Below are 21,031 nucleotides of genomic sequence, written 5' to 3'. Positions count from 1 at the left end.
AAGGTGATAGCATGCAAGACGCGTCAATTTTAGTATTAGAAGACGAACGTGCAATTGCAGAAATGATTGAAATTATCTTAAGAAAAGAAGGATTTTTAAACATTACACTCTGCGACACTGTTCAAGAAGCAAAAAAGAAGATTGAAACGAAGGTTTTTGATTTTTATCTATTAGATATTATGCTCCCGGATGGTAGCGGACTTGATATGGCGAATATGATTCGAGAGCAAAGTGAAGCACCTATTTTCTTTTTAACTGCAAAAGGTAGTGATGCTGATAAGCTTCGTGGTTTTATGAACGGGGCAGACGATTATATTACGAAGCCATTTAATCCACTTGAGCTTGTTGCGAGGGTAAAGGTCCAGCTTTCGAGATATATCAAGAAAAAAGATGTTCCTGGAAGTCATTTATTTTCATGCAGTCGATTTATATTCGATATCGATGCAGCAGAGGTGACTGTAAATGGTACAAAGGAGATTATTAGCGGTAGGTTATTTTATTTGTTGAAATATTTATGTGAAAATGTAGGGCAAGTATTATCGAAGGAGCAAATTTACGAGCGCGTATGGGGTGACTGTTTGTTTGATGATAATACTGTGATGGTTCATATTCGAAAACTGCGAGAAAAAATAGAAAAGAATCCAGGTAAGCCAACCTGCATTATTACTGTAAGAGGTATTGGATATAAACTTGTTGGAGATGTTCATTCATGAAGCCAGCTAGAAGATTAACACTTCGTTTTGTATCGTATTTCATCATTTTTTATTTACTAATCATTGCAGGCTTTATTATAAGCTTGGTGTTGTTTGCAATCTTTATCAATCGTCATGTTGGTGACGATATTCATATAATGAGTTCCACTGAAATTAAAGATGATGCTGTCGTAGAAGAAGGAGAATCTATAAAGATTGCTGATTATTTAGTGAAGCGAGCTAAGGAGAACTTAGGGGAATTATATTTGTTCGATAATTCGATGGACATTGTTGATTACACGGGAGATACATGTGAACTATGTAGTATGACAGATAATGAAATAATGACTCTTAAAAGGCCGGGAATGCACACGTGGGAGATTCCTAAATACCATTTGTTATTCCTCCCGGCTTTACCTGTTCAACCGCTTTTTGAGGAAGTAGTTCGGGATTGGAAGGAAAAAGGAGAGGTTTCTTCAGAACTGCTCCAGCGTTTACAGGATAAGAAGGCCTCAGTTGAAATCTATAATAAGCAGTGGGATCGGGTAGAAGTCATTGGTGAGCGCTACAAAAAACTCTATAAGCCTCAATTGCTGGAAGAGAACTACGATATTTTTGAGTATAAAGAGCTTTCGCGAAATGTTGCTTTAGAGGATGGCTCGACACTAGTTGTGCGTATGCCCAACCCATCATATAAGCCATTTGACGAGCCTTTTAATAAAGCGATGGTTTTATTTGTTTCCATCTTCTTTGGTGGTCATATTATATTGTTATTAGGGATCGTCTTTTTATCGATTAGCATTTCCCGTCAATTTGTTCGTCCGCTTGTTTATGTAATATCTCGTATCGAACGGCTAACGCAGTTTGACTACAGTAAAGTAAGAGATAAAAGTATCCATCATCGGGAGACAGGGAAGTTAAAGAAGAAATTTAAATTATTCCAGCCAGTTGATGAATCGATTAATAATTTATCAAAACGCCTTTCCTCTAATGAAAGGCAAATTAAGCATGCAGAGCAATTACGTGAGGAATGGATTACTGGCTTATCCCATGATTTAAAGACACCGTTAAGCTCTATTTATGGTTATTCAACAATGCTTGCTTCTGAGGACTATGAGTGGACAAAGGAAGAAATGCGCGTCTTCGCAACTACAATGCAGGAGAAGGCGACGTATATGGATGCTCTAATACGAGACTTAACATATACGTACCAATTAAAAAATAAAGCGATACAGCTTGAAAAAGTGCTATTACCACTCAACGTATGGTTACTTCAATTTGCAGATGAGCAAGTGTCTGTAAAGGTTTATGGAGATGTCGTGCTTGAAGCGGACGAGCTTTTATTAAAGCGTATTTTAGATAACCTTTTAACCAATGCTAAAAAATATACTCCTGAAGGTACAAAGGTGAACGTAGAAGCGCAAAATATAGGCCAAGAGATTATGCTGACAATCGCCGACCAAGGTCCAGGAATTCCTCAAGAGGAGCTCGATAACCTGTTTGAGCGATATTATCGTGGTACTAATACTACGGATGAAACGGCGGGTACAGGTCTAGGATTGGCTATTACTAAGCAGTTAATTGATTTACACAATGGTACCATTAGTGTCCAATCAGGAGCTGAAGGTACAGTCTTTGTAATGAAGTTTAAATGTAAGTAGTAGTGTTTTGGCCCCAAAGAATCAACCCCACGTTATGATAATGAGCTAGTTTTTGATTGATAAAGTAAAGAAAATACTGTTAATTTTGGCAGTACAAGTGATGAAACATTCACCTTGTACTGCCTTTTTGTGCTATTTGAGTATTAGGATGTAATTTTTTAGGGGATTACCCCTATATGAACAGCTCTCTCTTATACCTATTATTAAGGTGTAAAAGTTGTATACGAAAGACAGCATGATAAGGAGGATATACACATGAAGACTTCTTTTAAAGTAGTCATCGTTGGAGGAGGAACTGCTGGCATTTCAGTAGCTGCACGTTTACTTCGTCAATCTCATTCGCTTCAAGGGGAGATTGCCATCATAGATCCTGCACAAAAACATTATTATCAACCACTCTGGACATTGGTGGGAGGTGGTGCAGCAAATAAATGGGACTCTGAGCGTGAAATGAGGTCCGTTATTCCTAAAGGAGCTGTTTGGTTAAAAGAAGCTGTTAGTAGTTTTGATCCCAATCAAAACCAGGTACTAACACAAGATGGTACAACATACACGTATGATTTTTTAGTAGTCGCTGGTGGGATAGAGATTAACTGGGGTGCTATTAAAGGGCTAAAAGAAGCACTTGGGACTAAAAGTGTATGCAGTAACTACTCTTTTAAGCATGTAGATTATACGTGGGAAACGATTCGTAATTTTAAGGAGGGAACAGCATTATTTACACATCCGAACTCTCCAGTAAAATGTGGCGGTGCTCCACAAAAAATTATGCATTTAGCAGAGGACTATTTTAATAACGTCAATGTTCGTGACAATATTAACGTTATTTTTGGTTCGGCCAATCCAGCAATTTTCGATGTTCTAAAATATCGAGAAGCACTTGAAAAGGTAATTGAGCGAAAAAATATTGATGCTCGATTCCGTCGTAATTTGATTGAAATTAAGGCGGATGAAAAAATAGCTATCTTTGAAAATTTAGATACGGGCATATTAGAAGAAATTAAATACGACATGATTCATGTGACACCTTATATGTGTTCACCTGAATTTATTCGAACAAGTGCATTAGCAGACGAATGTGGCTGGGTAGATGTCGACAAATTTACTTTGCAACATAAAAAGTATAGCAATGTGTTTGGAATAGGTGACAATGCCAATCTCCCAACTTCCAAAACGGGTGCAGCTATACGCAAGCAAGCACCTGTTGTTGCACAAAATCTTATTTCTTTAATGCGACAACAGCCAATGACACAAATGTATAATGGCTACTCTTCTTGCCCGATTGTAACGGGCTACAACAAACTGATATTAGCTGAGTTTGATTACAATAAAGAGCCTGTCGAATCTATGCCTTTTAACCAAGCTGTGGAAAGATCCAGTATGTATTTCATGAAAAAGGATTTACTGCCTGTCATGTACTGGGATGGCATGTTGAAAGGAACAATGTAATTACAAATGAAGGGAGGCGACAAGCATGGCTAATGCAACGGTAAGTATGAGCGAAGAATTATATCAAATAATCGAAATGCTTGAGAAACCAGAAGTTCGGCACTCTTTGCAGCGATTGTTGGATAAATTACCGAATGTAGAGCAAACGATAGATTCAGCTGAAAATGTTGTGGATTTTGGAAAAGCAGTACTGATGGATGAAAAGACAATAGATCGATACGAACAATTTGTCACTACTTATAATGTAGGCTCAGAAACGATAACAGCTATTGTACAGCTTATAGAGAAATTGCCAAAGCTTGTTCAAATCATTCATCAGTTAGAAAACATCGTTGATTTTGGAAAAGCAGTACTTCAGGATAAACAAACGACAGAATATACAATGAATAATTTAAAGAGCTATATCGATCCGTATGTTGAAAAAGGAAAGACAGGTTTGGATTTCTTAAAAATGGTACAGCAAAGAGCAGAAGAAAAGCCTCAGCATATTAATGTTTTTTCAATTGTCAAATGGCTGAAAGATCCTGCTGTTCAAAAAACACTGAATTATGTCCAATCGGCATTAGATATTTTAAAAGAAAAAAATTGAGTATAAAGGGGAGTTTAAACATGTTATTACGATATTTTTACGATGAAAAATTAGCACATGCTTCTTATGTTGTGGGATGTCAGGCGAAGGGAGAAATGGTTATCGTTGATCCGATGCGTAACATTGAACCCTATCTTGCATTAGCAGAAAAAGAGAAGATGCAAATTGTTGGCGCATTAGAAACGCATATCCATGCTGATTTTGTAGCAGGGTCTCGTGAGTTAGCGGACCGTGTTGGAACAAAGATGTATATTTCCGATGAAGGGGATGCTGATTGGAAGTATCAAAATCTGGAAGGTATTCCTCATCAATTATTAAAAGATGGTGATGAATTTAGTATAGGTAATCTTATCTTTAAAGTTATGCACACACCTGGGCATACGCCTGAAAGTATCTCCTTCTTATTAACGGATCGTGGCGGCGTAGCAGATAAGCCAATGGGGATTTTTACGGGTGACTTTGTCTTTGTAGGTGATATTGGACGCCCTGATTTATTAGAAAAAGCTGCTGGGATTCAGGGTACATCACTATCTGGCGCGAGAGCAATGTTTAAATCATTAGAACGCTTTAAGGATTTACCAGATTACATGCAGCTTTGGCCGGCTCATGGAGCAGGTAGTGCTTGCGGTAAAGCACTAGGAGCTGTGCCGTCCTCAACAGTTGGGTATGAGAAGCAATTCAACTGGGCTATGCAATTTGATGATGAACAAAAATTTATTGACGCGTTACTAGATGGTCAACCAGAGCCTCCTTATTATTTCGCTGTTATGAAGCGTGTCAATAAAGTAGGGATAGAGCTTATTAAGAACCTACCGCCAGTGAAGGTCGTGTCAAGCTATGAAGAAATTGTTCAACTTCTTGCAGATGGAAAGCAAGTTATTGATACACGTCCAGCGGAAGATTTTTCACAAGGGTTTATCGCCGGTACACTAAACATTCCTTACAATAATTCATTGACAAATTGGGCTGGCTGGCTAGTAGATTATACAAAACCATTATATTTACTAGTTAATCTTTCACAACTAGATAATATTTTAATAGCTTTACGTTCTATAGGTATCGACAATGTTGTTGGCTATGGGGATGTAATGAAAGTTTTGGAAGAGGCTACTTCTCTAGAAAGTTATGAAAATATAACGCCTTTAGAAGCGAAACCATTAATTGAAAGTGAACAAGTTTATGTGCTTGATGTGCGCAATCAAACAGAGTATGATGCGGGGCATATTGAAAACGCTCAGCATATTATGGTTGGTACATTATCTAAACGCTTAGATGAATTGCAAACAGATAAAAAAATTGTTGTACAATGCCAAGGCGGCGCTCGTTCTGCAATTGCTGTAAGTGTACTGAAAGCAAATGGCATTCATAACATTGTAAATTTAACGGGCGGCTACATGGCATGGCAACAAGAGGTAATGGCTAAAAAAGAAAGTTTTATTTAAAGAGGTTGTTCTAAAAGAAAAATAGCATACTAGTAATCCTAGTCTGCTATTTTTCTTTGCTTAGCACTTTGGAAGATGAGAAGTAGAAATCGTTATGTTTAATTAAAATGGATTATGAGACTCGTCTGTGAAAGCTAAACGGATTTAGACAACCTTTTTTCTCGTTAAAAGGGGTTAAAAAATGATTATTGCAAGTTTGAGTATATTCCTTCTTATTATTGGTAGAATTATTTATAAACGCTATGTCCCAGTGCGTCAAATAAAGGAGTGTTTACCGCGAGAGTTAAATGCGGGAACGGCGATAGTGGATGTACGTGATTATAATGATTCTTACAAATCACCTACACCAAATGCATTAAATTTACCAATTTCCTATTTGGTCCGTCACATACATGAACTACCAAAAAAGCCCCTTCATATTATTGCATCAACACAGCTAGAAAAAAATATGAGTGTTCGTATCATTCGGAAAGCAGGGCATGAAGTTAAGAGTTATAGCTTGATAGAAGAAAAAGTATAGGGCAAAGTATGCTGGCTGGTAACTTAAAGGAATGCATTGATTCTTGTTGTGCTTTCAATTTTAAGTCTGGAGTGTGTTTAAGTTGGAGAAAGAACAGCTATATTTACAGCAAATATTTCAATATATTCAAGATGGAATTTTGATTATGAATCACAAACGTGAGATTTTAATGATGAATCCCTCGGCGGTGCGGTTAACAGGATGGAAATTAGGAGATCGAGTGCCCTTTTGTTCATTTTGTGAAAACCGTCAAAAGTCTCCAAGCGAACATACATGTTATTTAATAGAGCATAATGAGATTCCCTATTTTTTATCGAAAATGCCGACGTATCATGGGAGTAAGATAGATGTTGAAATGAGCACGGCATTGATGTATACAGACGGTAAAGCAAACGAGCAAGAGTTTCTGCTTGTATTGCGAGATCAGACTCTTCAGTTAAAGGAAGAAGAGGCCCGGATTTCAAAGCTTATTATTAAAAAGCTAATTGAGGCAAAAGAGGAGGAACATAAAAGGCTTGCGCAGGAATTACATGATGGCGTTGGCCAATCATTATATACAGTATCTGTTGCACTACAAGCGATTGAATCTTATGTCAAAGACAATGAAAAGCTAAATACGTATATTGAAGAAGTACGCAATGAGCTAGAGCAAGTAATGAATGATATTAAATTGTACTCTTATCAACTTCGCCCTCATAGCATTGATCAGTTAGGGATTACACCTACATTAGGCACCCTTGTCGATTCAGTGCAAAAGGTACATCCTGATATTGCTATATCGTTCGAAACAGATTTTGAAGAACGTTGTCATCCATCTGTGGAAATCAATATTTATCGCGTCGTACAGGAGGCTTTACACAATATTACTAAATATGCCAAAGCTTCTAAAGTCGTCATTCGGCTCGAAAAGAAAGCTACAAATTTAACGCTCAATATAGAAGATGATGGCGTAGGATTTAATCTACGGCAAGTGAAAAAAGAAGGGCTTGGCTTAAAGCATATGGAGGAGAGAATTACATTGTTAGGGGGATTTTTTAATATTACTTCAGCTCACGATAAAGGTACACAAATTAGCATTCAAGTACCTAATTGGAAGGATGACTTTAGATGATTCGTGTTTTAGTAGTAGATGATCATGTGCTAATCCGTAAAGGAATTGTTCTTTTGTTGGAAAATTATTTAGATATAGAGGTTGTAGGTGAAGCGGGTGATGGAGCGGAGGCAATCACTCAGGCAATATCATTAAACCCGGATGTCGTTTTGATGGACGTATCCATTCCAAATGGGTTAGATGGATTTACGGCTACTCAAGAAATTCATAAGCAAATGCCTAACGTGAAAATTATTATGTTAACAATGCACAATGAAGTTGTTTATATTCAAAAAGCGATTGCTGTTGAAGCCCATGGCTATATTTTAAAAAATAGTCAAGGTGGAATTCTCTATGAGGCTATCCATGCTGTATGTAGTGGTCGCATATATTACAACGTTGGTATTCCGCAGGAGCAGATGGATAAATTATTTGAACATAAAGGGCATGAAGATCAATGCATTTTAACTGTGCGTGAGCAGGAGATAATGAGGTTAACAGTTCTAGGGTATACGAATATCCAAATTGCTGGGCAGCTATATATAAGTAGTAAAACGGTTGAAAATCATAAATCGAATATTATGCAAAAGCTCGATTTAAGTAATAAAGCTGAGCTTATTCAGTATGGGCTTGCAAATAACTATATGTAACAACTTGTTACTGTTGAAAACTGGTGCAATATGTAAAGTAAAATATTTAGCTCTGCGGCAAAATGAGGGGCTGATTTACGTTCCGACTAGGCGTTTTGCCGCTGACGCTTCGCTTTCGCGCAGAAAAACATTTGCCGCTGACGCTTCGCTTTCGCACAGAGCAAAGCTTCTTGGGGCGTTCGATGAGACCCTGGAGTGTAAGCAAAGCGACTTACGTCAAGGTGAAATTGATGGACATACATTTTTTATAATTATTACTTTGCTGACAAGCTAAGATCACTTGAAATATGAGTGATCTTTTTTGTTTTTTAGGAATAATTTTCAATATTGTCACAGTGAGTAAAGCTAATAGTGGAAAACCCCTATATGTCTGAAATTGTAGCAGGACTATACTGAAAGCACATAAATAAAAGGAGATGCAAGCACAGTGGATATAACATTTATAATTGTGATTTTCCTGATTGGATTCGTTGGATCTTTTGTGTCCGGTATGTTGGGGATAGGCGGTTCAATCATTAAATACCCAATGCTACTATATATACCGCCACTTTTTGGCTTAGTCGCATTTTCAGCACATGAAGTTTCAGGTATTAGTGCGGTACAAGTGTTTTTTGCTTCGATTGCAGGGGTTTGGGCGTATCGAAAAGGTGGATATCTTAATAAGCCACTCATTATTTATATGGGAGGAGCAATTTTAGCTGGTAGCTTTGTTGGGAGCTACGGGTCAATGTTTTTATCTGAAAACAGTGTGACTGTCGTCTACGGTATTTTAGCCTTGATTGCAGCTGTGATGATGTTTATTCCTAAGAAACAAATTGATGATAAGCCAATGAATGAAGTAACCTTCAACAAGCCACTAGCAGCTATTTTAGCATTTATAGTTGGGATTGGTTCAGGGATTGTTGGTGCTGCAGGTGGTTTCTTACTTGTTCCGATAATGCTTGTTGTGCTTGGTATTCCAACGCGTATGACGATTGCAACTAGCCTAGCCATTACGTTTATATCATCGATCGGAGGAACAATCGGAAAGTTAATGACAGGGCAAGTCGATTACTATTCTGCAGTAATTATGATAGTGGCAAGTTTACTTGCGGCTCCCCTTGGTGCAAAAATAGGTAAAAAAATGAATACAAAAATTTTGCAAAGTTTTTTAGCCGTACTCATCTTAGCGACAGCGATTAAAATTTGGGTTGATTTACTATGATGGAAAAACAAAAGGCTGCTGCATATAAATCGCATGAGAAAAAGCTGATAATTATAAGTTTTTTAGTAGCGGGGATAATGTTTCTTTCGATAATTGGAAGAATTTTTGGTACCTAGGAGATGAAATAAAATGAATGATTCAGCTGTAATGTGGAGTCGAGCCTTAACGGAGTTAACATTATCATTTCATATTGTATACGCAACAATTGGTGTTGGTATACCTTTAATGATAATGATTGCTCAATGGGTTGGATTGAAAAATAATGACGAACATTATTTATTACTCGCAAGAAGATGGGCAAGAGGGTTTGTAATTACTGTCGCAATCGGTGTTGTCACTGGTACAGCGATTGGACTGCAGCTATCGCTACTATGGCCAAACTTTATGGAGTTGGCTGGTCAGGTAATTGCATTACCTTTGTTTATGGAAACATTCGCGTTCTTTGTTGAAGCCATTTTCTTAGGGCTTTATTTATATACTTGGGATCGATTCAAAAATCCAAAGCGCCATCTATTATTATTGGTTCCAGTAGCTATTGGTGCTTCTATGTCGGCTGTTTTTATTACGATTGTGAATGCATTTATGAACGCACCGCAGGGCTTTGACCTTGTAGATGGAGAGCTTGTAAATATTCAACCAGTACTAGCTATGTTAAATCCCGCAATGCCAACGAAGGTAGCGCATGTATTAGTAACATCTTATATGACTGCAGCATTTTTATTAGCTTCTATTGCAGCTTATCGTATGCTGCGAGGATCGAAGCATGTGTATCATAAAAAAGCGTTACATCTATTATTGAAACTTGGCTTAGTATTTTCGATAGCGGCACTGATTGTAGGTGACTTTTCTGGGAAGTATTTAGCTGAATATCAACCTGAAAAATTAGCTGCTGCTGAATGGCATTTTGAAACAAAAGAGGATGCTTCACTTGTGCTATTCGGAGTGTTAGATGGAGAAGAAGTGAAATACGCCATCAAAGTACCGTATGCATTGAGTGTATTGGCGCATAATAATCCTTTTGCTGAAGTAAAAGGTTTGGATCAATTTCCTGAGGACGAACAGCCGCCACTTTATATTCATTATTTGTTTGATGTCATGGTAGTAATCGGAACTTTACTAATTGTCGTTGCAGCTATTTATGTCCTAGGTAAGTGGCGAGGATGGAAGTTTATTTCTTCAAAAAGTTTTAAGAGAATTGTAGTGGCAGGTGGTCCGCTATCTCTTATTGCTGTTGAGGCAGGCTGGTGGTTTGCGGAAGTAGGGCGTCAGCCTTGGATACTTCGTGGTTATATGAAAACGGCGGAAGGTGCTACAACAAGTGGCCAAGTCGATAGTATGCTAATACTATTTGCGGGGCTGTACATTGTATTAGCGGTAGGAAGTATCGTTGTACTTAATCGTATGTTCCGTAACAATCCGATTGAACGTGAAATTGAAGAACATCAACAAGTGGAAGGAGGTGCAGGGCAATGAGCTTAGAAATATTAGGGATTTCAGTACTATGGTTATTTCTATTCGGCTATGTCATTGTTGCGTCCATAGACTTTGGAGCGGGCTTCTTTAATGCGTATAGTGTCTTGATTGGTAAAGACCAAATACTAGCCAATGTTATTAAGCGCTATTTATCTCCGGTGTGGGAAATTACAAACGTTTTCCTTGTATTTTTCTTTGTTGGAATGGTAGGTTTCTTTCCTCAAACAGCTTATTATTACGGCACAATTTTGCTAGTGCCGGTCAGTATTGCATTAATATTAATTGCAATTAGAGGGAGCTATTATGCATTTGAGTCCTACAGTGAAAAAGGTGGACATATTGGTTATACAATGATGTACGGAATTACTGGTTTATTTATACCTGCATCTCTTTCTATTGTGTTAACGATATCCGAGGGAGGGTTCGTAAAAATCGTAAATGAAGAGCCGCATTTGCAAATGGTTAAACTTTTCACAAATCCGTTAACTTGGTCTATTGTGTTATTAAGTATAGTTGCAGTTTTGTATATTTCAGCCGTTTTCCTAACGTGGTATGGGAAAAGAGCACGAGATGAACATGCTTCTAATTTAATGCGAAAGTATGCGCTCGGTTGGTCGTTGCCGCTCATAATAAGTGTAATAGGGATTATGGTGGAGTTAAAGGGACATGTGCCTGAGCATTATGGAAATATGTTAAATCTATGGTGGCTTTTCGCCATTTCAGGTGTGCTATTTGTTGTCACATTAATTCTTTTATTTAAAAAGAAAAACTATGGCATAGCAGTCTTTTTAATGGTTGCCCAATTTGGCTTTGCATTTTTTGGCTATGGTATTTCACATTATCCATATTTACTGTATCCGTACCTATCAGTCTATGATAGCTTTACAAATGAAACAATGGCAGTTGCATTAGTGATTACGTTTGTTGGAGGATTAGTTCTACTCATACCTTCACTATATTTAGTAATGAAATGGTTCGTGTTTGATCGTGATTATGCTTGCGGTAAACATGATCATCATGCATAGGGGGAATTATATATGAATCAATTTATTATTTTGTATGCACCTTTTCTTGTAGTAACTATTAGCATTGTGATTGGCTTTTGGATAGGGCCGAAAGATCGTCAAATTAAGCGGTAGGCTGTGGACGCTAATCCCCAAAGGAATCGCCTTGCTACTTATATAAAAAATGTCATCCCACCCATATGATGTCGAACCCTAATTTAAATAGAGTAAATATAAAAAGGGGCTATATGAAAAGCGTGATACTACACTTTCCGTATAGTCCCTTTAAGTGTCTAAAGAGAAGTTTTACTTCATGCAACGCTCTGATGGTCGTTCGATTTTTACATAGCGCCATAAGCTATTAGCGATGTCACGTGCCTCTTCTGCGTGTTCGGTCCCAACGAATGCTTTACGGAAAGGTGTAAGAAGTGATTCGATGATAAAGAGCTTTGGCTTTTCGCGCTGTAGTTCCTCTAATAAGAATTCCACATACTCTAAGCCTTCCGCTGTTTCATTCTTAGACAATCCTTTTTTAAAGCCTGTTAATTGCTCAATGACCGTTCCCTTATCTACTGTTTTATAGTTCGCGACGTTTTGTATCGTGTTGATCATTTCCGTACTAATGAGGATTTCTTTTGATTCAAGCATAACGGGTATAATTACACTAATATTGCGTAATGCTACACGTACAATGGCTTCGCGATTTATATATTTATAATCAGCAATAAAGACAGCACGTATTGAAAGGTTAATCATACCAAGTGTTTGCACAGCACATTCGTAGCTAATTGGACTAACTTCTTCTCCGAAAACTTGTACAAGTCGATTAGCAAGCCACTCCAGTTCTTGTAAATGATAGTTTAAAATAATTTTTTTTAGTTCATTATCCCGAGAATGGAAAACCGATTCAAAAATTTGAATTAAATTATGTTCTCGATTGACATACATGAGTACCGCAACTTGTTGTGTTAATACTTCCAAATCAGTAGGATCTTTGCCGTAAAGAAGTTCATGACGGCGATTACTTGCCTCCTCACGCCCTTCATCTAATATGGCGATTAAGCATTCATTTTTAGAAGAAAAATGATTATAAAATGTACCCTTTGAAATTTTAGCTGCACTAATGATGTCGTTAATCGATGCATCCACGAATCCTTTTTCAATAAAAAGAGCACGAGCAGCAGTAATGATTTGTCTTTTTCTTTTGTTCATAACCTCACCTTTTTTAAAAATATTATACTCTCATTCTATAGCTAAAACGTCTATATATCAATGTTTTTAAATTTTATAATCTTAATTCTTGAAAAAAGTAGACTGCGAGTATAAAATAAGTTTTATCGAAAAAACAAGAAAGAATTGAGGGATATATAAATGAATAGTGGTCAAACACTGAAAAAGCCCCCCTATGGAATGATTTCAATTTTATTTGTGGGTGCTTTTGTTGCTTTTTTAAACAACACATTATTAAATGTAGCGTTACCAACAATCATGAAAGATTTTGATATAACGTATTCAAAGGTACAATGGCTAGCAACAGGTTATATGCTTGTAAGTGGTATTTTAGTACCTGCTTCAGCATTCTTCGTAACACGCTTTAAAAATAGACATTTATTTATTGCAGCAATGTCAGTCTTTACAATCGGTACGGTTATGGCCGGCTTTGCACCTAACTTCGGTACACTTTTAGCAGGTCGTATGGTGCAAGCAGCAGGTGCTGCAAGTATGTCACCACTTCTAATGAACGTAATGCTGATTAGTTTTCCGAAAGAAAAACGCGGTGCAGCAATGGGGATTTTCGGTTTAGTTATGATTTCCGCGCCAGCGATAGGTCCTACATTATCTGGATATATTGTTGAGCACCATGATTGGCGTATGCTATTCCAAATGATTATTCCATTTGCTGTAATTAGTTTATTTTTTGGTATTTGGAAATTAGAAAACGTGATGGAAACACGTGAAGTACATTTAGATTTCCCTTCGGTACTATTATCAACAATAGCGTTCGGTGGTATTCTATATGGTTTCAGTACTGCAGGGGATAAGGGCTGGTCAAGTCCTTGGGTATATGGAACAATTTCAGTTGGTTTTCTTGCTTTAATCATCTTCATATTTAAACAACTACGTATGGATCAGCCTTTACTTGAATTACGTATTTATAAATATCCAATGTTTGCACTTGGATCGGCTATCTCGGTTATCGTGTCGATGGCTATGTTCTCTGGGATGATTTTAACACCTGCTTATGTACAATCTATTCGTGGAATTGATCCATTTAAAGCGGGCTTAATGATGCTTCCTGGGGCACTTGCAATGGGGATTATGTCGCCGATTACAGGGAAACTTTTTGATAAATTTGGACCGCGTATACTAGCGATTATCGGTTTAACGATTACAACAATTGCAACATTCGGTTTAACACAGTTAGAGTTAGATTCAAGCTATACATTTATCGTGTCCATGTACACAATTCGTATGTTCGGGATGTCAATGGTTATGATGCCAATTATGACAAACGGTTTAAACCAATTACCACAAATGATGAACCCACATGGTACTGCCATTAATAATACTTTACAGCAAGTGGCAGGAGCGATTGGTAGTGCTGTGATGGTAACGATCATGAATAACCGTACAAAAGCAAGAGCAGAAGAATTAATTGCAGAAGCAAAAGCCAATGCAGCACAATCAGGTGTTGCACCAACGCCAGAACAAATGCAACAAATGCAGGATCAGATTATGCAAAATGCTTTATTAGAAGGTATTACACACTCATTCTTAATAGCAGCTGGTGTTACAGTCCTTGCGCTAGTGCTTGCTTTCTTCCTAAAACGTGTAAAAATTGAAAGCTCAGCGGCTTCTATGGATTTGAAAAAAACAACTAAATAATAATGAACTGATAGGCTCCCCTATAGGTAGACGGATGAAAAAATATAATTCTGTTTATCGAAGGGGAGCTTTTTTGATGCATCTAGAGCAGGCGATGCAACGAGAGATGGAACAAGGCACAATTCGGAAGGGAAATGCTACCTTTTTTGCACATGCGTTTATGGCATTAATGTCAGTAGGTTACTTTAAAGATGGTGAAGGAGAAAGGTTATTTCAATCAGAAGCTATGGCCGCGAAAGAAATTGTAGACTTCTTCTGGCAATCTGTTGAAAAATGATTTCCCTAAATTACAATTACAAGTTGAACACTTTTTTCAAAAACACCCCAGAGGTTCCTTTGTCTTCTGTTCGTCGGTCGGCATAGGTCGTTCAACCTGTGTTGGCTAGATCTGCAAGGCGCTTTCCCTTGCGGATTTAGCCAATACAGGTTAGGATTTGCTGCTGACTGATGAACAGGAGACTTTTCTGTTTCGAGGGAGGCTCAAGGGGTGCGGGGTGTCCCCGCAATCTTTAAGCGACAAGTTTCTGGAGTTCCTCCTCAAACAGTTCATTTGGTGTCTTGTAGTCAAACATTTTTCTTGGTAGGTTGTTCATAGCTTCCTCAACCATATGAATCTGCGTCCGGCTATAATCCTCAATCGCATGTCCTTTAGGAATGAAACGACGGATGATTCCGTTGTGGTTCTCATTCGTTCCACGCTCCCATGAAGAATAAGGATGAGTGAAATAGATATCTATCCTATCACCAAACATTTCTGACAACCCCGCGAATTCAGAACCATTATCTGCCGTGATTGATTTGAAGACAGTAGATGCATATTCACCAAATTCTTTGAGGACTGAAGAGAGTGCGTAGTTAACTGAATCAGCGTCTTTCCCGTCCATTTTTACAATGAATTCACGACGGGTTTTACGTTCAATCAAGGTTAATAGCACATCATCTTCTTTATCCTTGCGCCCTACGACGGAGTCAATTTCAAAATGACCGAATTCTTCACGAGATTCAACGCTATCAGGACGTTCTTCAATACTTTTACCGAGAACCGTCTTATTCGGGCGGTGCGTTTTCTTAGTACTCTTGGTATTTCGACGTACCTTTAAGAGAAGGTCACTGTTTCGAGTTTTTAGAAGACCAAGCGCGATATAGTGATAAAGCGTCTTTGTTGAGACCATTTCCTCCGGAGAAAACAACCCTTTGAGCTTCGCGAGACCAACAATCGCATCTGGAGACATGGTCTTTGTGCGATCAAGTAACAGTCCGTCAACGAACGATAAGAATGCCTTCACACGTTCAAACTTCAACGGTTTACGAGAACGAGCCACGTTTCGATCAGTTGTAGCTTGACCTGTTTCCGCAAGATATTGCGTCGTGTAGATATGTTTTCCGTTAATTTTCTTTACTTGAGTGGTCGTGCCACGAGCGAGTTCATTGTAGATTGTCCCACGCGAAACCTTGAGTTTTCGCGCAAGCTCGCTCTTATTTGTAATTCCAGCGTTCAAGTAGCCTTGAAGTTCTCCACGTTGGAACTGTGTAAGGCGTGGTTTCTTAATGCGTGTTTTTATGTTATCCTGTTCTAGCATCGTATTCGAAATCCCTTCTTATTGATTGGTGTAGGAACCTCAATAATACACGATTTCGCGTACGATGTTTTTATTTTTCTAAAGTGTTCAACTTGATTCTACTATTCGCCGAAAAATGATTTCTTTATATATGTAACATATAATGCTGAAGATAAAATAAGTATTACGAGATCGATTTAGGGGAAGCTTAAGTAGACTAAATACTATTGAAAATCAAATGTTTTACAGTGACATTTTAAAAATTCGAGGTTAAAAATATTGTATTTTTTAACAGTAGAGACAAAAAGTAAACTTAAATACGATGTATAGTTGACAAAATCAATGAATTTTGAAAAGATTGTCGAAATTGTGATTTAGCTCATTGAAATAATGTGCAAACAGTCTTATAATGGAGTTTATAATGTCACCAAGACAAGATAAGGATGGAATTATGATGCACTTTTTGCAAAATAAAGTTAACATTGTAATAACAAGTTATACGAATTACTATCCAGCTCTTGAGACTGGTGATTTGTAAGATATACGCGCTGTAACGACTGTTAAGAAGTGCCTTAATGGTCTTTTTTACATGGAAGCAATAAAATTAAAATAGTAATAGTGATGGCAAAGGAGAGTTCAAAATGTCAGAAACGAAAAACCAAACACAGTCTGAACAACTAACTGTGAGTCAAGAACAACTGGATGTGCTAGATCAATTATTAAAGCCTGAGGTTCAGGAATCACTTACAACATTAGTTGAACAATTACCTAAGTTAACTGAAATGATGACGCTATTAACAAAATCATATGAGTTTGCTCAAGCTGTTGCAACTGACGAAGTACTTAAAAATGATACTGTTGGTGCAGTAACAGAAATGGCAGGCCCGGTAGTAGGTTCAGCTAAAAACCTTGCAGCTACTGCAATTGAAGCGAAAGACCGTGCTTCTGAAAGCCAAGAAGTAATTGGTTTATTCGGTCTTATGAAAATGTTAAAAGACCCACAAGTTCAAGGTGTTTTCCGTTTTGTTAATGCTTTCTTACAAGTAAGCGCTGAACGTAAAGCTAAATAAGACTCGACTCGAGATACATTCAATTCGTATGGACGGAGGATTAATTAATCATGACAAAAGAAATCGTCATCTTAGGTGCTGGTTACGCTGGCGTTTTAACTGCATTAACAGCACGTAAGTATCTATCAGCTGATGAAGCTAAAATTACTGTAGTAAACCAATTCCCAACACACCAAATCATCACTGAACTTCACCGTTTAGCTGGTGGTACTATTGCTGAAGGTGCTGTTGCTTTACCACTTAAAAAAATCTTTAAAGGTTTAGATATCGATTTACAAATTGCTAAAGTTACAAAATTCAATGTAGACAATAAAAAAGTAGACCTAGATACTGGTTATACTTTAAACTACGATACTTTAGTAGTATCTTTAGGTAGCCAAACTGGATTCTTCGGTATCCCTGGATTAGAAGAAAACTCTATGGTACTTAAATCAGTGAACGAAGCAAATAAAATTAACAAACACATCGAAGACCGTATTAAAGCATATGCGCAAACAAAAGATGAAGCAGATGCAACAATCGTTATCGGTGGTGGCGGTTTAACAGGTGTAGAGCTTGTTGGTGAAATCGTGGACAACTTCCCGAAAATCGCAGCAAAACACGGTGTTAACTTTGCTGATCTTAAAATTAAACTTGTTGAAGCTGGTCCAAAAATCTTACCAGTACTTCCAGATACACTTATCCAACGTGCTACTGAAAGCTTAGCAAAACGTGGTGTTGAATTCATTACGGGTACTCCTGTAACAGGCGTTGATGGTAATGTCATCTCTCTTAAAGATCGCGAACCAATTGTTGCTAATACGCTTATTTGGACAGGTGGGGTAGCTCCACTTCCAATCGTAGGCGAGTCTGGCCTTGCTGCTGACCGCGGTAAAGCAACAATTAACGAATTCTTACAATCAACATCTCATGAAGATGTATTCGTAATTGGTGACGCATCTGTTGCATTACCAGCTGATGGCGGACGTCCGCTATACGCACCAACTGCTCAAGTTGCATGGCAAATGGGTGAGTGCGCTGGCTACAACTTATTCGCACAATACAAAAACCAAGAGATGAAGACTTTCTCTGCAATTAACTCTGGTACACTTGCAAGCTTAGGCCGTAAAGACGCTGTTGCGACTATCGGTGCTAGCAACACAGAACTTAAAGGTCTTCCTGCAACACTTATGAAAGAAGCGTCTAACATCCGCTATCTTACACACATTAAAGCGCTATTCGGCTTAGCGTATTAATATTTTAAGGGCATGAATCAATAGTAATATTGAATTCATGCCCTTTTTGTTTTATTAGGGTATACATACAATTTTAGGTGAAGTGAATGCTTGGCATTTCTGCTGGATGGGAGAGTCCCGAGTGGCGGATAGAAGAGTTAAAGCGACGGAAAGAACGGCCGAAGCGACGCAGTCGGGGCGACGGATAGAAATGCCGAAGCGACGGAAGGAAGAGTCGGAGTAACGGATAGAATCGTCAAAATCGTGGATAGAACCACCAAAGTCGTGGATAGAACAGCCAAAATCGTGGATAGCCCCGACAAAGTGACGGATAGAAAGGCCGAAGCGACGGAAAGAAGAGTCGGAGTGACGGATAGAAAGGCCGAAGCGACGGAAGGAAGAGATAGAACGACGGAAAGCAGTCGGGGCGACGGAAAGGAAGGCCGAAGCGACGGAAAGAAGAGCTAGAACAACGGAAAGCAGTCGAAGCGACGGATGGAAAGGCCAAAGCGACGGAAGGAAGAGTCAGGGCGACGGATAGAAATGCCGAAGCGACGGAAGGAAGAGCTAGAACGACGGAAAGCAGTCGGTGCGACGGATGGGAAGGCCAAAGCGACGGAAGGAAGAGTCGGAGTGACGGAAAGAAATGCCGAAGCGACGGAAAGAAGAGTCGAAGTGACGGATAGAATCGTAAAAATCGTGGATAGAACAGCCAAAAACGTGGATAGCCCCGACAAAGCGACGGATAGAATCGTAAAAATCGTGGATAGAACCATCAAAAACGTGGATAGCCCTGACAAAGTGACGGAAAGAAATGCCGAAGCGACAAATAGAGCTATCGATACAAAGGTGGAATACCATGATGTTACCTCAATATTTTACATAGCACCCCTTATAATAGGAGGTGCTACGATTTTTATATCGCTATTGCTTCTGTGTGCAAAAGCGAAGCAATATCATTAAAATTCCCTTTACTCATTGAGTTCAGAAATATTTCTATAAAATCTAGCCTTTGAAGGTTGAATATTTAAAATTAGCAGTATCGTTGCTACTACAAACATGATGATGGCTGCAGGTACAATAACATATCGAATAGATGTAATTTCTGCTGCAATTCCAAAGATGGCAGTTATGATAATAATGAACAAGGCTTCTACAAAGCCATAAATACTTCCTATTCTCCCCATACTATCGACGGGAATATTGTTTTGATAAAAAGTATGGAAGCCCGTATTGGCAAAGGCTGTTGCAAAGGATAAAATAAAGCATCCAAAAGAAGCGATAAGAAATGTGTAAGAGGATGTGAAAGTTAAATAGCCTAATGCGGTTATTAATGAACCCATTCCTATTAGCCAAGCAGTCGGCACTTTTTCAACGATTGCTGTATTCGTTAAAGAACCAACTAATAAACCAGCACCTGCTATCCCCACTAAAACACCGTATTCACCTTCGGATAATGAAAGTACTTGAGTAGCAAAGGCAGCCTCTAAAGAATCCGTCGCTGTCATCATGACAATCATCGCACTAAATAAAATATAGATCATCATAATATAAGGATTTTTAAGGCTAAATCTTATAACAAGCTTCCAATCATTGAATAATACTTTGTAGGAAATTTTCTCATCTTCTTTACTAGCCAGCTGTTGATTAGCCTCGACATTAGGCATACCTAATGTAATACAGGCTGATAAAAATAAAGCAACTGCATTCAAGTAAATTGCCATATGAGGTGTTCCAATCGTAAACAGCAGTCCTGCAATGGCTGGACCGGTTATGAATGCGCCGGAATCAAGAAAGCTACGAAGCGAGTTAAAACGTTTTCTTTGTTCAGGTGGTATCAATTTGGTAATGTAGGTCATAGAAGTTGGATGATACATAGAACTAGCCATTGTGATAACAAATACCATGAAATATATCCAAGTCAACGTAGAGAAGAAAGGTAGTGTGATAATTAGTAACGATTCGAAAAGATTGAGAACGATCATGAGATATTTTTTATTTAAACGATCTATCAAACTACCTGACCAAAAACTGGCGAAAAGTGTAGATGATGCTCTAACGATATATAAACCGGACACAGCTATAGCTGATCCTGTAAGATTTAAGACAATAAGATTTAAAGCAATAAAATATATCCAACTTCCTACGCTGGATACACCAATACTAAACAATAAAATAGCCGGATAACGCCACGCTTCTAATAATTTATTCATGCTCATATAAATTCCTCCTTGTAGTTATGACAAGTAACTAAAACAAAAAAATCCCACCCCCAAGACGATTTGTCTTAGGGACGAGATTGTGGAATTTATACTCACGTGGTGCCACCCTAGTTCACTATTATGTCGCCATAATAGCCTTTTCAGTACGGCATATATACTTATGCTTATACTGTTACTCTGTAACGGGAGTTCCCGTCGCACCATCATTCAATTAAAAATCCAATGCGCTACTCCGAGGCTTGTTTCAATAATTCGTTCTTACTCGTTTTCAGCAACCCGAGCTCTCTGGGAAGAACAACCTTATTT

At 38.2% G+C, this 21,031-nt stretch carries 21 protein-coding genes and 1 other annotated feature (1 of these 22 cut by a window edge); of the genes, 18 read left to right on the top strand and 3 right to left on the bottom strand.

What is annotated here, in order from left to right:
* Positions 1 to 11: 11 nt before the first annotated feature.
* The 12 genes from JNUCC51_RS10180 to cydS all read left to right on the top strand — a co-directional run bounded on the left by JNUCC51_RS10180 (position 12) and on the right by cydS (position 11,909).
* Entirely contained in the window at positions 12 to 713 is a 702-nt protein-coding gene (locus JNUCC51_RS10180) for a response regulator transcription factor (RefSeq protein WP_337991890.1), read from the top strand.
* Positions 710 to 2,353, top strand: coding sequence for a sensor histidine kinase (locus JNUCC51_RS10175; RefSeq protein WP_337991889.1), 1,644 nt, complete (start codon positions 710 to 712; stop codon positions 2,351 to 2,353). Before JNUCC51_RS10180 ends, JNUCC51_RS10175 begins: the two co-directional genes overlap by 4 nt.
* A 255-nt stretch (positions 2,354 to 2,608) precedes the next feature.
* Positions 2,609 to 3,802 (top strand): FAD/NAD(P)-binding oxidoreductase, encoded by a 1,194-nt coding sequence (locus tag JNUCC51_RS10170; protein ID WP_337991888.1) that lies wholly within the window; start codon positions 2,609 to 2,611, stop codon positions 3,800 to 3,802.
* A gap of 25 nt (positions 3,803 to 3,827) precedes the next feature.
* Positions 3,828 to 4,391 (top strand): hypothetical protein, encoded by a 564-nt coding sequence (locus JNUCC51_RS10165; RefSeq protein WP_337991887.1) that lies wholly within the window; start codon positions 3,828 to 3,830, stop codon positions 4,389 to 4,391.
* Between the two features lie 20 nt (positions 4,392 to 4,411).
* Positions 4,412 to 5,833: an MBL fold metallo-hydrolase gene (locus tag JNUCC51_RS10160; protein WP_337991886.1), complete on the top strand. Its 1,422-nt coding sequence runs from the start codon at positions 4,412 to 4,414 to the stop codon at positions 5,831 to 5,833.
* Between the two features lie 181 nt (positions 5,834 to 6,014).
* The gene (locus JNUCC51_RS10155) at positions 6,015 to 6,353 is read left to right on the top strand and encodes a rhodanese-like domain-containing protein (RefSeq protein ID WP_337991885.1); all 339 of its coding nucleotides are present in this window, start codon (positions 6,015 to 6,017) and stop codon (positions 6,351 to 6,353) included.
* A 73-nt stretch (positions 6,354 to 6,426) separates the two neighbouring features.
* The gene (locus tag JNUCC51_RS10150; protein WP_443136983.1) at positions 6,427 to 7,464 is read left to right on the top strand and encodes a PAS domain-containing sensor histidine kinase; all 1,038 of its coding nucleotides are present in this window, start codon (positions 6,427 to 6,429) and stop codon (positions 7,462 to 7,464) included.
* Positions 7,461 to 8,093, top strand: a complete 633-nt coding sequence (locus JNUCC51_RS10145; RefSeq protein ID WP_337991883.1) for a response regulator — start codon at positions 7,461 to 7,463, stop codon at positions 8,091 to 8,093. Before JNUCC51_RS10150 ends, JNUCC51_RS10145 begins: the two co-directional genes overlap by 4 nt.
* Positions 8,094 to 8,520: 427 nt before the next feature.
* Positions 8,521 to 9,297 carry a sulfite exporter TauE/SafE family protein gene (locus JNUCC51_RS10140; RefSeq protein WP_337991882.1) on the top strand — a complete coding sequence of 259 codons (777 nt, stop codon included), beginning with the start codon at positions 8,521 to 8,523 and terminating at the stop codon, positions 9,295 to 9,297.
* 129 nt (positions 9,298 to 9,426) lie between these two features.
* Positions 9,427 to 10,770, top strand: a complete 1,344-nt coding sequence (locus JNUCC51_RS10135) for a cytochrome ubiquinol oxidase subunit I (RefSeq protein ID WP_337991881.1) — start codon at positions 9,427 to 9,429, stop codon at positions 10,768 to 10,770.
* A complete protein-coding gene (locus JNUCC51_RS10130; RefSeq protein WP_337991880.1) occupies positions 10,767 to 11,795 on the top strand; it encodes a cytochrome d ubiquinol oxidase subunit II in 1,029 nt (342 codons plus the stop codon). Before JNUCC51_RS10135 ends, JNUCC51_RS10130 begins: the two co-directional genes overlap by 4 nt.
* A gap of 12 nt (positions 11,796 to 11,807) precedes the next feature.
* Positions 11,808 to 11,909, top strand: coding sequence for a cytochrome bd oxidase small subunit CydS family protein (gene cydS, locus JNUCC51_RS24795; RefSeq protein ID WP_403089349.1), 102 nt, complete (start codon positions 11,808 to 11,810; stop codon positions 11,907 to 11,909).
* A 171-nt stretch (positions 11,910 to 12,080) separates the two neighbouring features.
* Here cydS and JNUCC51_RS10125 read toward each other — a convergent pair whose 3' ends face one another.
* Positions 12,081 to 12,986, bottom strand: a complete 906-nt coding sequence (locus JNUCC51_RS10125; RefSeq protein ID WP_134022796.1) for a TetR/AcrR family transcriptional regulator — start codon at positions 12,984 to 12,986, stop codon at positions 12,081 to 12,083.
* Positions 12,987 to 13,145: 159 nt separating this feature from the next.
* On the opposite strand from JNUCC51_RS10125, the gene JNUCC51_RS10120 reads away from it, so the two are divergent.
* Positions 13,146 to 14,660 (top strand): DHA2 family efflux MFS transporter permease subunit, encoded by a 1,515-nt coding sequence (locus JNUCC51_RS10120; protein WP_337991879.1) that lies wholly within the window; start codon positions 13,146 to 13,148, stop codon positions 14,658 to 14,660.
* A gap of 76 nt (positions 14,661 to 14,736) precedes the next feature.
* On the top strand, positions 14,737 to 14,937 hold the full coding sequence (locus JNUCC51_RS10115) for a hypothetical protein (protein ID WP_337991878.1): 201 nt from the start codon (positions 14,737 to 14,739) through the stop codon (positions 14,935 to 14,937).
* Positions 14,938 to 15,169: 232 nt separating this feature from the next.
* On the opposite strand, the gene JNUCC51_RS10110 is transcribed toward JNUCC51_RS10115, so the two are convergent.
* A complete protein-coding gene (locus JNUCC51_RS10110; protein ID WP_337989642.1) occupies positions 15,170 to 16,240 on the bottom strand; it encodes an IS30 family transposase in 1,071 nt (356 codons plus the stop codon).
* Between the two features lie 620 nt (positions 16,241 to 16,860).
* On the opposite strand from JNUCC51_RS10110, the gene JNUCC51_RS10105 reads away from it, so the two are divergent.
* The 4 genes from JNUCC51_RS10105 to JNUCC51_RS10090 all read left to right on the top strand — a co-directional run bounded on the left by JNUCC51_RS10105 (position 16,861) and on the right by JNUCC51_RS10090 (position 19,466).
* Positions 16,861 to 17,289: a helical membrane plugin domain-containing protein gene (locus JNUCC51_RS10105; protein ID WP_049667242.1), complete on the top strand. Its 429-nt coding sequence runs from the start codon at positions 16,861 to 16,863 to the stop codon at positions 17,287 to 17,289.
* Between the two features lie 50 nt (positions 17,290 to 17,339).
* Positions 17,340 to 18,524, top strand: a complete 1,185-nt coding sequence (locus tag JNUCC51_RS10100) for an NAD(P)/FAD-dependent oxidoreductase (protein WP_337991877.1) — start codon at positions 17,340 to 17,342, stop codon at positions 18,522 to 18,524.
* Positions 18,525 to 18,827: 303 nt separating this feature from the next.
* Positions 18,828 to 18,971, top strand: a complete 144-nt coding sequence (locus JNUCC51_RS10095) for a hypothetical protein (protein WP_337991876.1) — start codon at positions 18,828 to 18,830, stop codon at positions 18,969 to 18,971.
* 27 nt (positions 18,972 to 18,998) lie between these two features.
* Positions 18,999 to 19,466 (top strand): hypothetical protein, encoded by a 468-nt coding sequence (locus JNUCC51_RS10090; protein WP_337991875.1) that lies wholly within the window; start codon positions 18,999 to 19,001, stop codon positions 19,464 to 19,466.
* 8 nt (positions 19,467 to 19,474) lie between these two features.
* On the opposite strand, the gene JNUCC51_RS10085 is transcribed toward JNUCC51_RS10090, so the two are convergent.
* Complete coding sequence (locus tag JNUCC51_RS10085) at positions 19,475 to 20,722, bottom strand: MFS transporter (RefSeq protein WP_337991874.1); 1,248 nt, start codon at positions 20,720 to 20,722, stop codon at positions 19,475 to 19,477.
* 67 nt (positions 20,723 to 20,789) lie between these two features.
* Positions 20,790 to 21,031 (bottom strand) — a binding site (T-box leader) (it continues 23 nt past the right edge of the window).

Source organism: Lysinibacillus sp. JNUCC 51 (assembly GCF_015999525.1).
Classification (GTDB): Bacteria; Bacillota; Bacilli; order Bacillales_A; family Planococcaceae; genus Lysinibacillus; species Lysinibacillus xylanilyticus.
Note: the sequence above shows the minus strand (reverse complement) of the source record. Positions and strands in the feature narration are given on the sequence as shown.

What these genes read in the sequence shown, in the direction of transcription:
- JNUCC51_RS10180 (WP_337991890.1), top strand. Translation starts at nt 12, where the DNA reads ATGCAAGACGCGTCAATTTTAGTATTAGAAGACGAACGTGCAATTGCA.
- JNUCC51_RS10130 (WP_337991880.1), top strand. Translation starts at nt 10,767, where the DNA reads ATGAGCTTAGAAATATTAGGGATTTCAGTACTATGGTTATTTCTATTC.
- JNUCC51_RS10145 (WP_337991883.1), top strand. Translation starts at nt 7,461, where the DNA reads ATGATTCGTGTTTTAGTAGTAGATGATCATGTGCTAATCCGTAAAGGA.
- JNUCC51_RS10170 (WP_337991888.1), top strand. Translation starts at nt 2,609, where the DNA reads ATGAAGACTTCTTTTAAAGTAGTCATCGTTGGAGGAGGAACTGCTGGC.
- JNUCC51_RS10085 (WP_337991874.1), bottom strand. Translation starts at nt 20,722, where the DNA reads ATGAGCATGAATAAATTATTAGAAGCGTGGCGTTATCCGGCTATTTTA.
- JNUCC51_RS10125 (WP_134022796.1), bottom strand. Translation starts at nt 12,986, where the DNA reads ATGAACAAAAGAAAAAGACAAATCATTACTGCTGCTCGTGCTCTTTTT.
- JNUCC51_RS10110 (WP_337989642.1), bottom strand. Translation starts at nt 16,240, where the DNA reads ATGCTAGAACAGGATAACATAAAAACACGCATTAAGAAACCACGCCTT.
- JNUCC51_RS10160 (WP_337991886.1), top strand. Translation starts at nt 4,412, where the DNA reads ATGTTATTACGATATTTTTACGATGAAAAATTAGCACATGCTTCTTAT.
- cydS (WP_403089349.1), top strand. Translation starts at nt 11,808, where the DNA reads ATGAATCAATTTATTATTTTGTATGCACCTTTTCTTGTAGTAACTATT.
- JNUCC51_RS10175 (WP_337991889.1), top strand. Translation starts at nt 710, where the DNA reads ATGAAGCCAGCTAGAAGATTAACACTTCGTTTTGTATCGTATTTCATC.
- JNUCC51_RS10135 (WP_337991881.1), top strand. Translation starts at nt 9,427, where the DNA reads ATGAATGATTCAGCTGTAATGTGGAGTCGAGCCTTAACGGAGTTAACA.
- JNUCC51_RS10115 (WP_337991878.1), top strand. Translation starts at nt 14,737, where the DNA reads ATGCATCTAGAGCAGGCGATGCAACGAGAGATGGAACAAGGCACAATT.
- JNUCC51_RS10105 (WP_049667242.1), top strand. Translation starts at nt 16,861, where the DNA reads ATGTCAGAAACGAAAAACCAAACACAGTCTGAACAACTAACTGTGAGT.
- JNUCC51_RS10155 (WP_337991885.1), top strand. Translation starts at nt 6,015, where the DNA reads ATGATTATTGCAAGTTTGAGTATATTCCTTCTTATTATTGGTAGAATT.
- JNUCC51_RS10100 (WP_337991877.1), top strand. Translation starts at nt 17,340, where the DNA reads ATGACAAAAGAAATCGTCATCTTAGGTGCTGGTTACGCTGGCGTTTTA.
- JNUCC51_RS10120 (WP_337991879.1), top strand. Translation starts at nt 13,146, where the DNA reads ATGAATAGTGGTCAAACACTGAAAAAGCCCCCCTATGGAATGATTTCA.
- JNUCC51_RS10090 (WP_337991875.1), top strand. Translation starts at nt 18,999, where the DNA reads ATGGAAAGGCCAAAGCGACGGAAGGAAGAGTCAGGGCGACGGATAGAA.
- JNUCC51_RS10165 (WP_337991887.1), top strand. Translation starts at nt 3,828, where the DNA reads ATGGCTAATGCAACGGTAAGTATGAGCGAAGAATTATATCAAATAATC.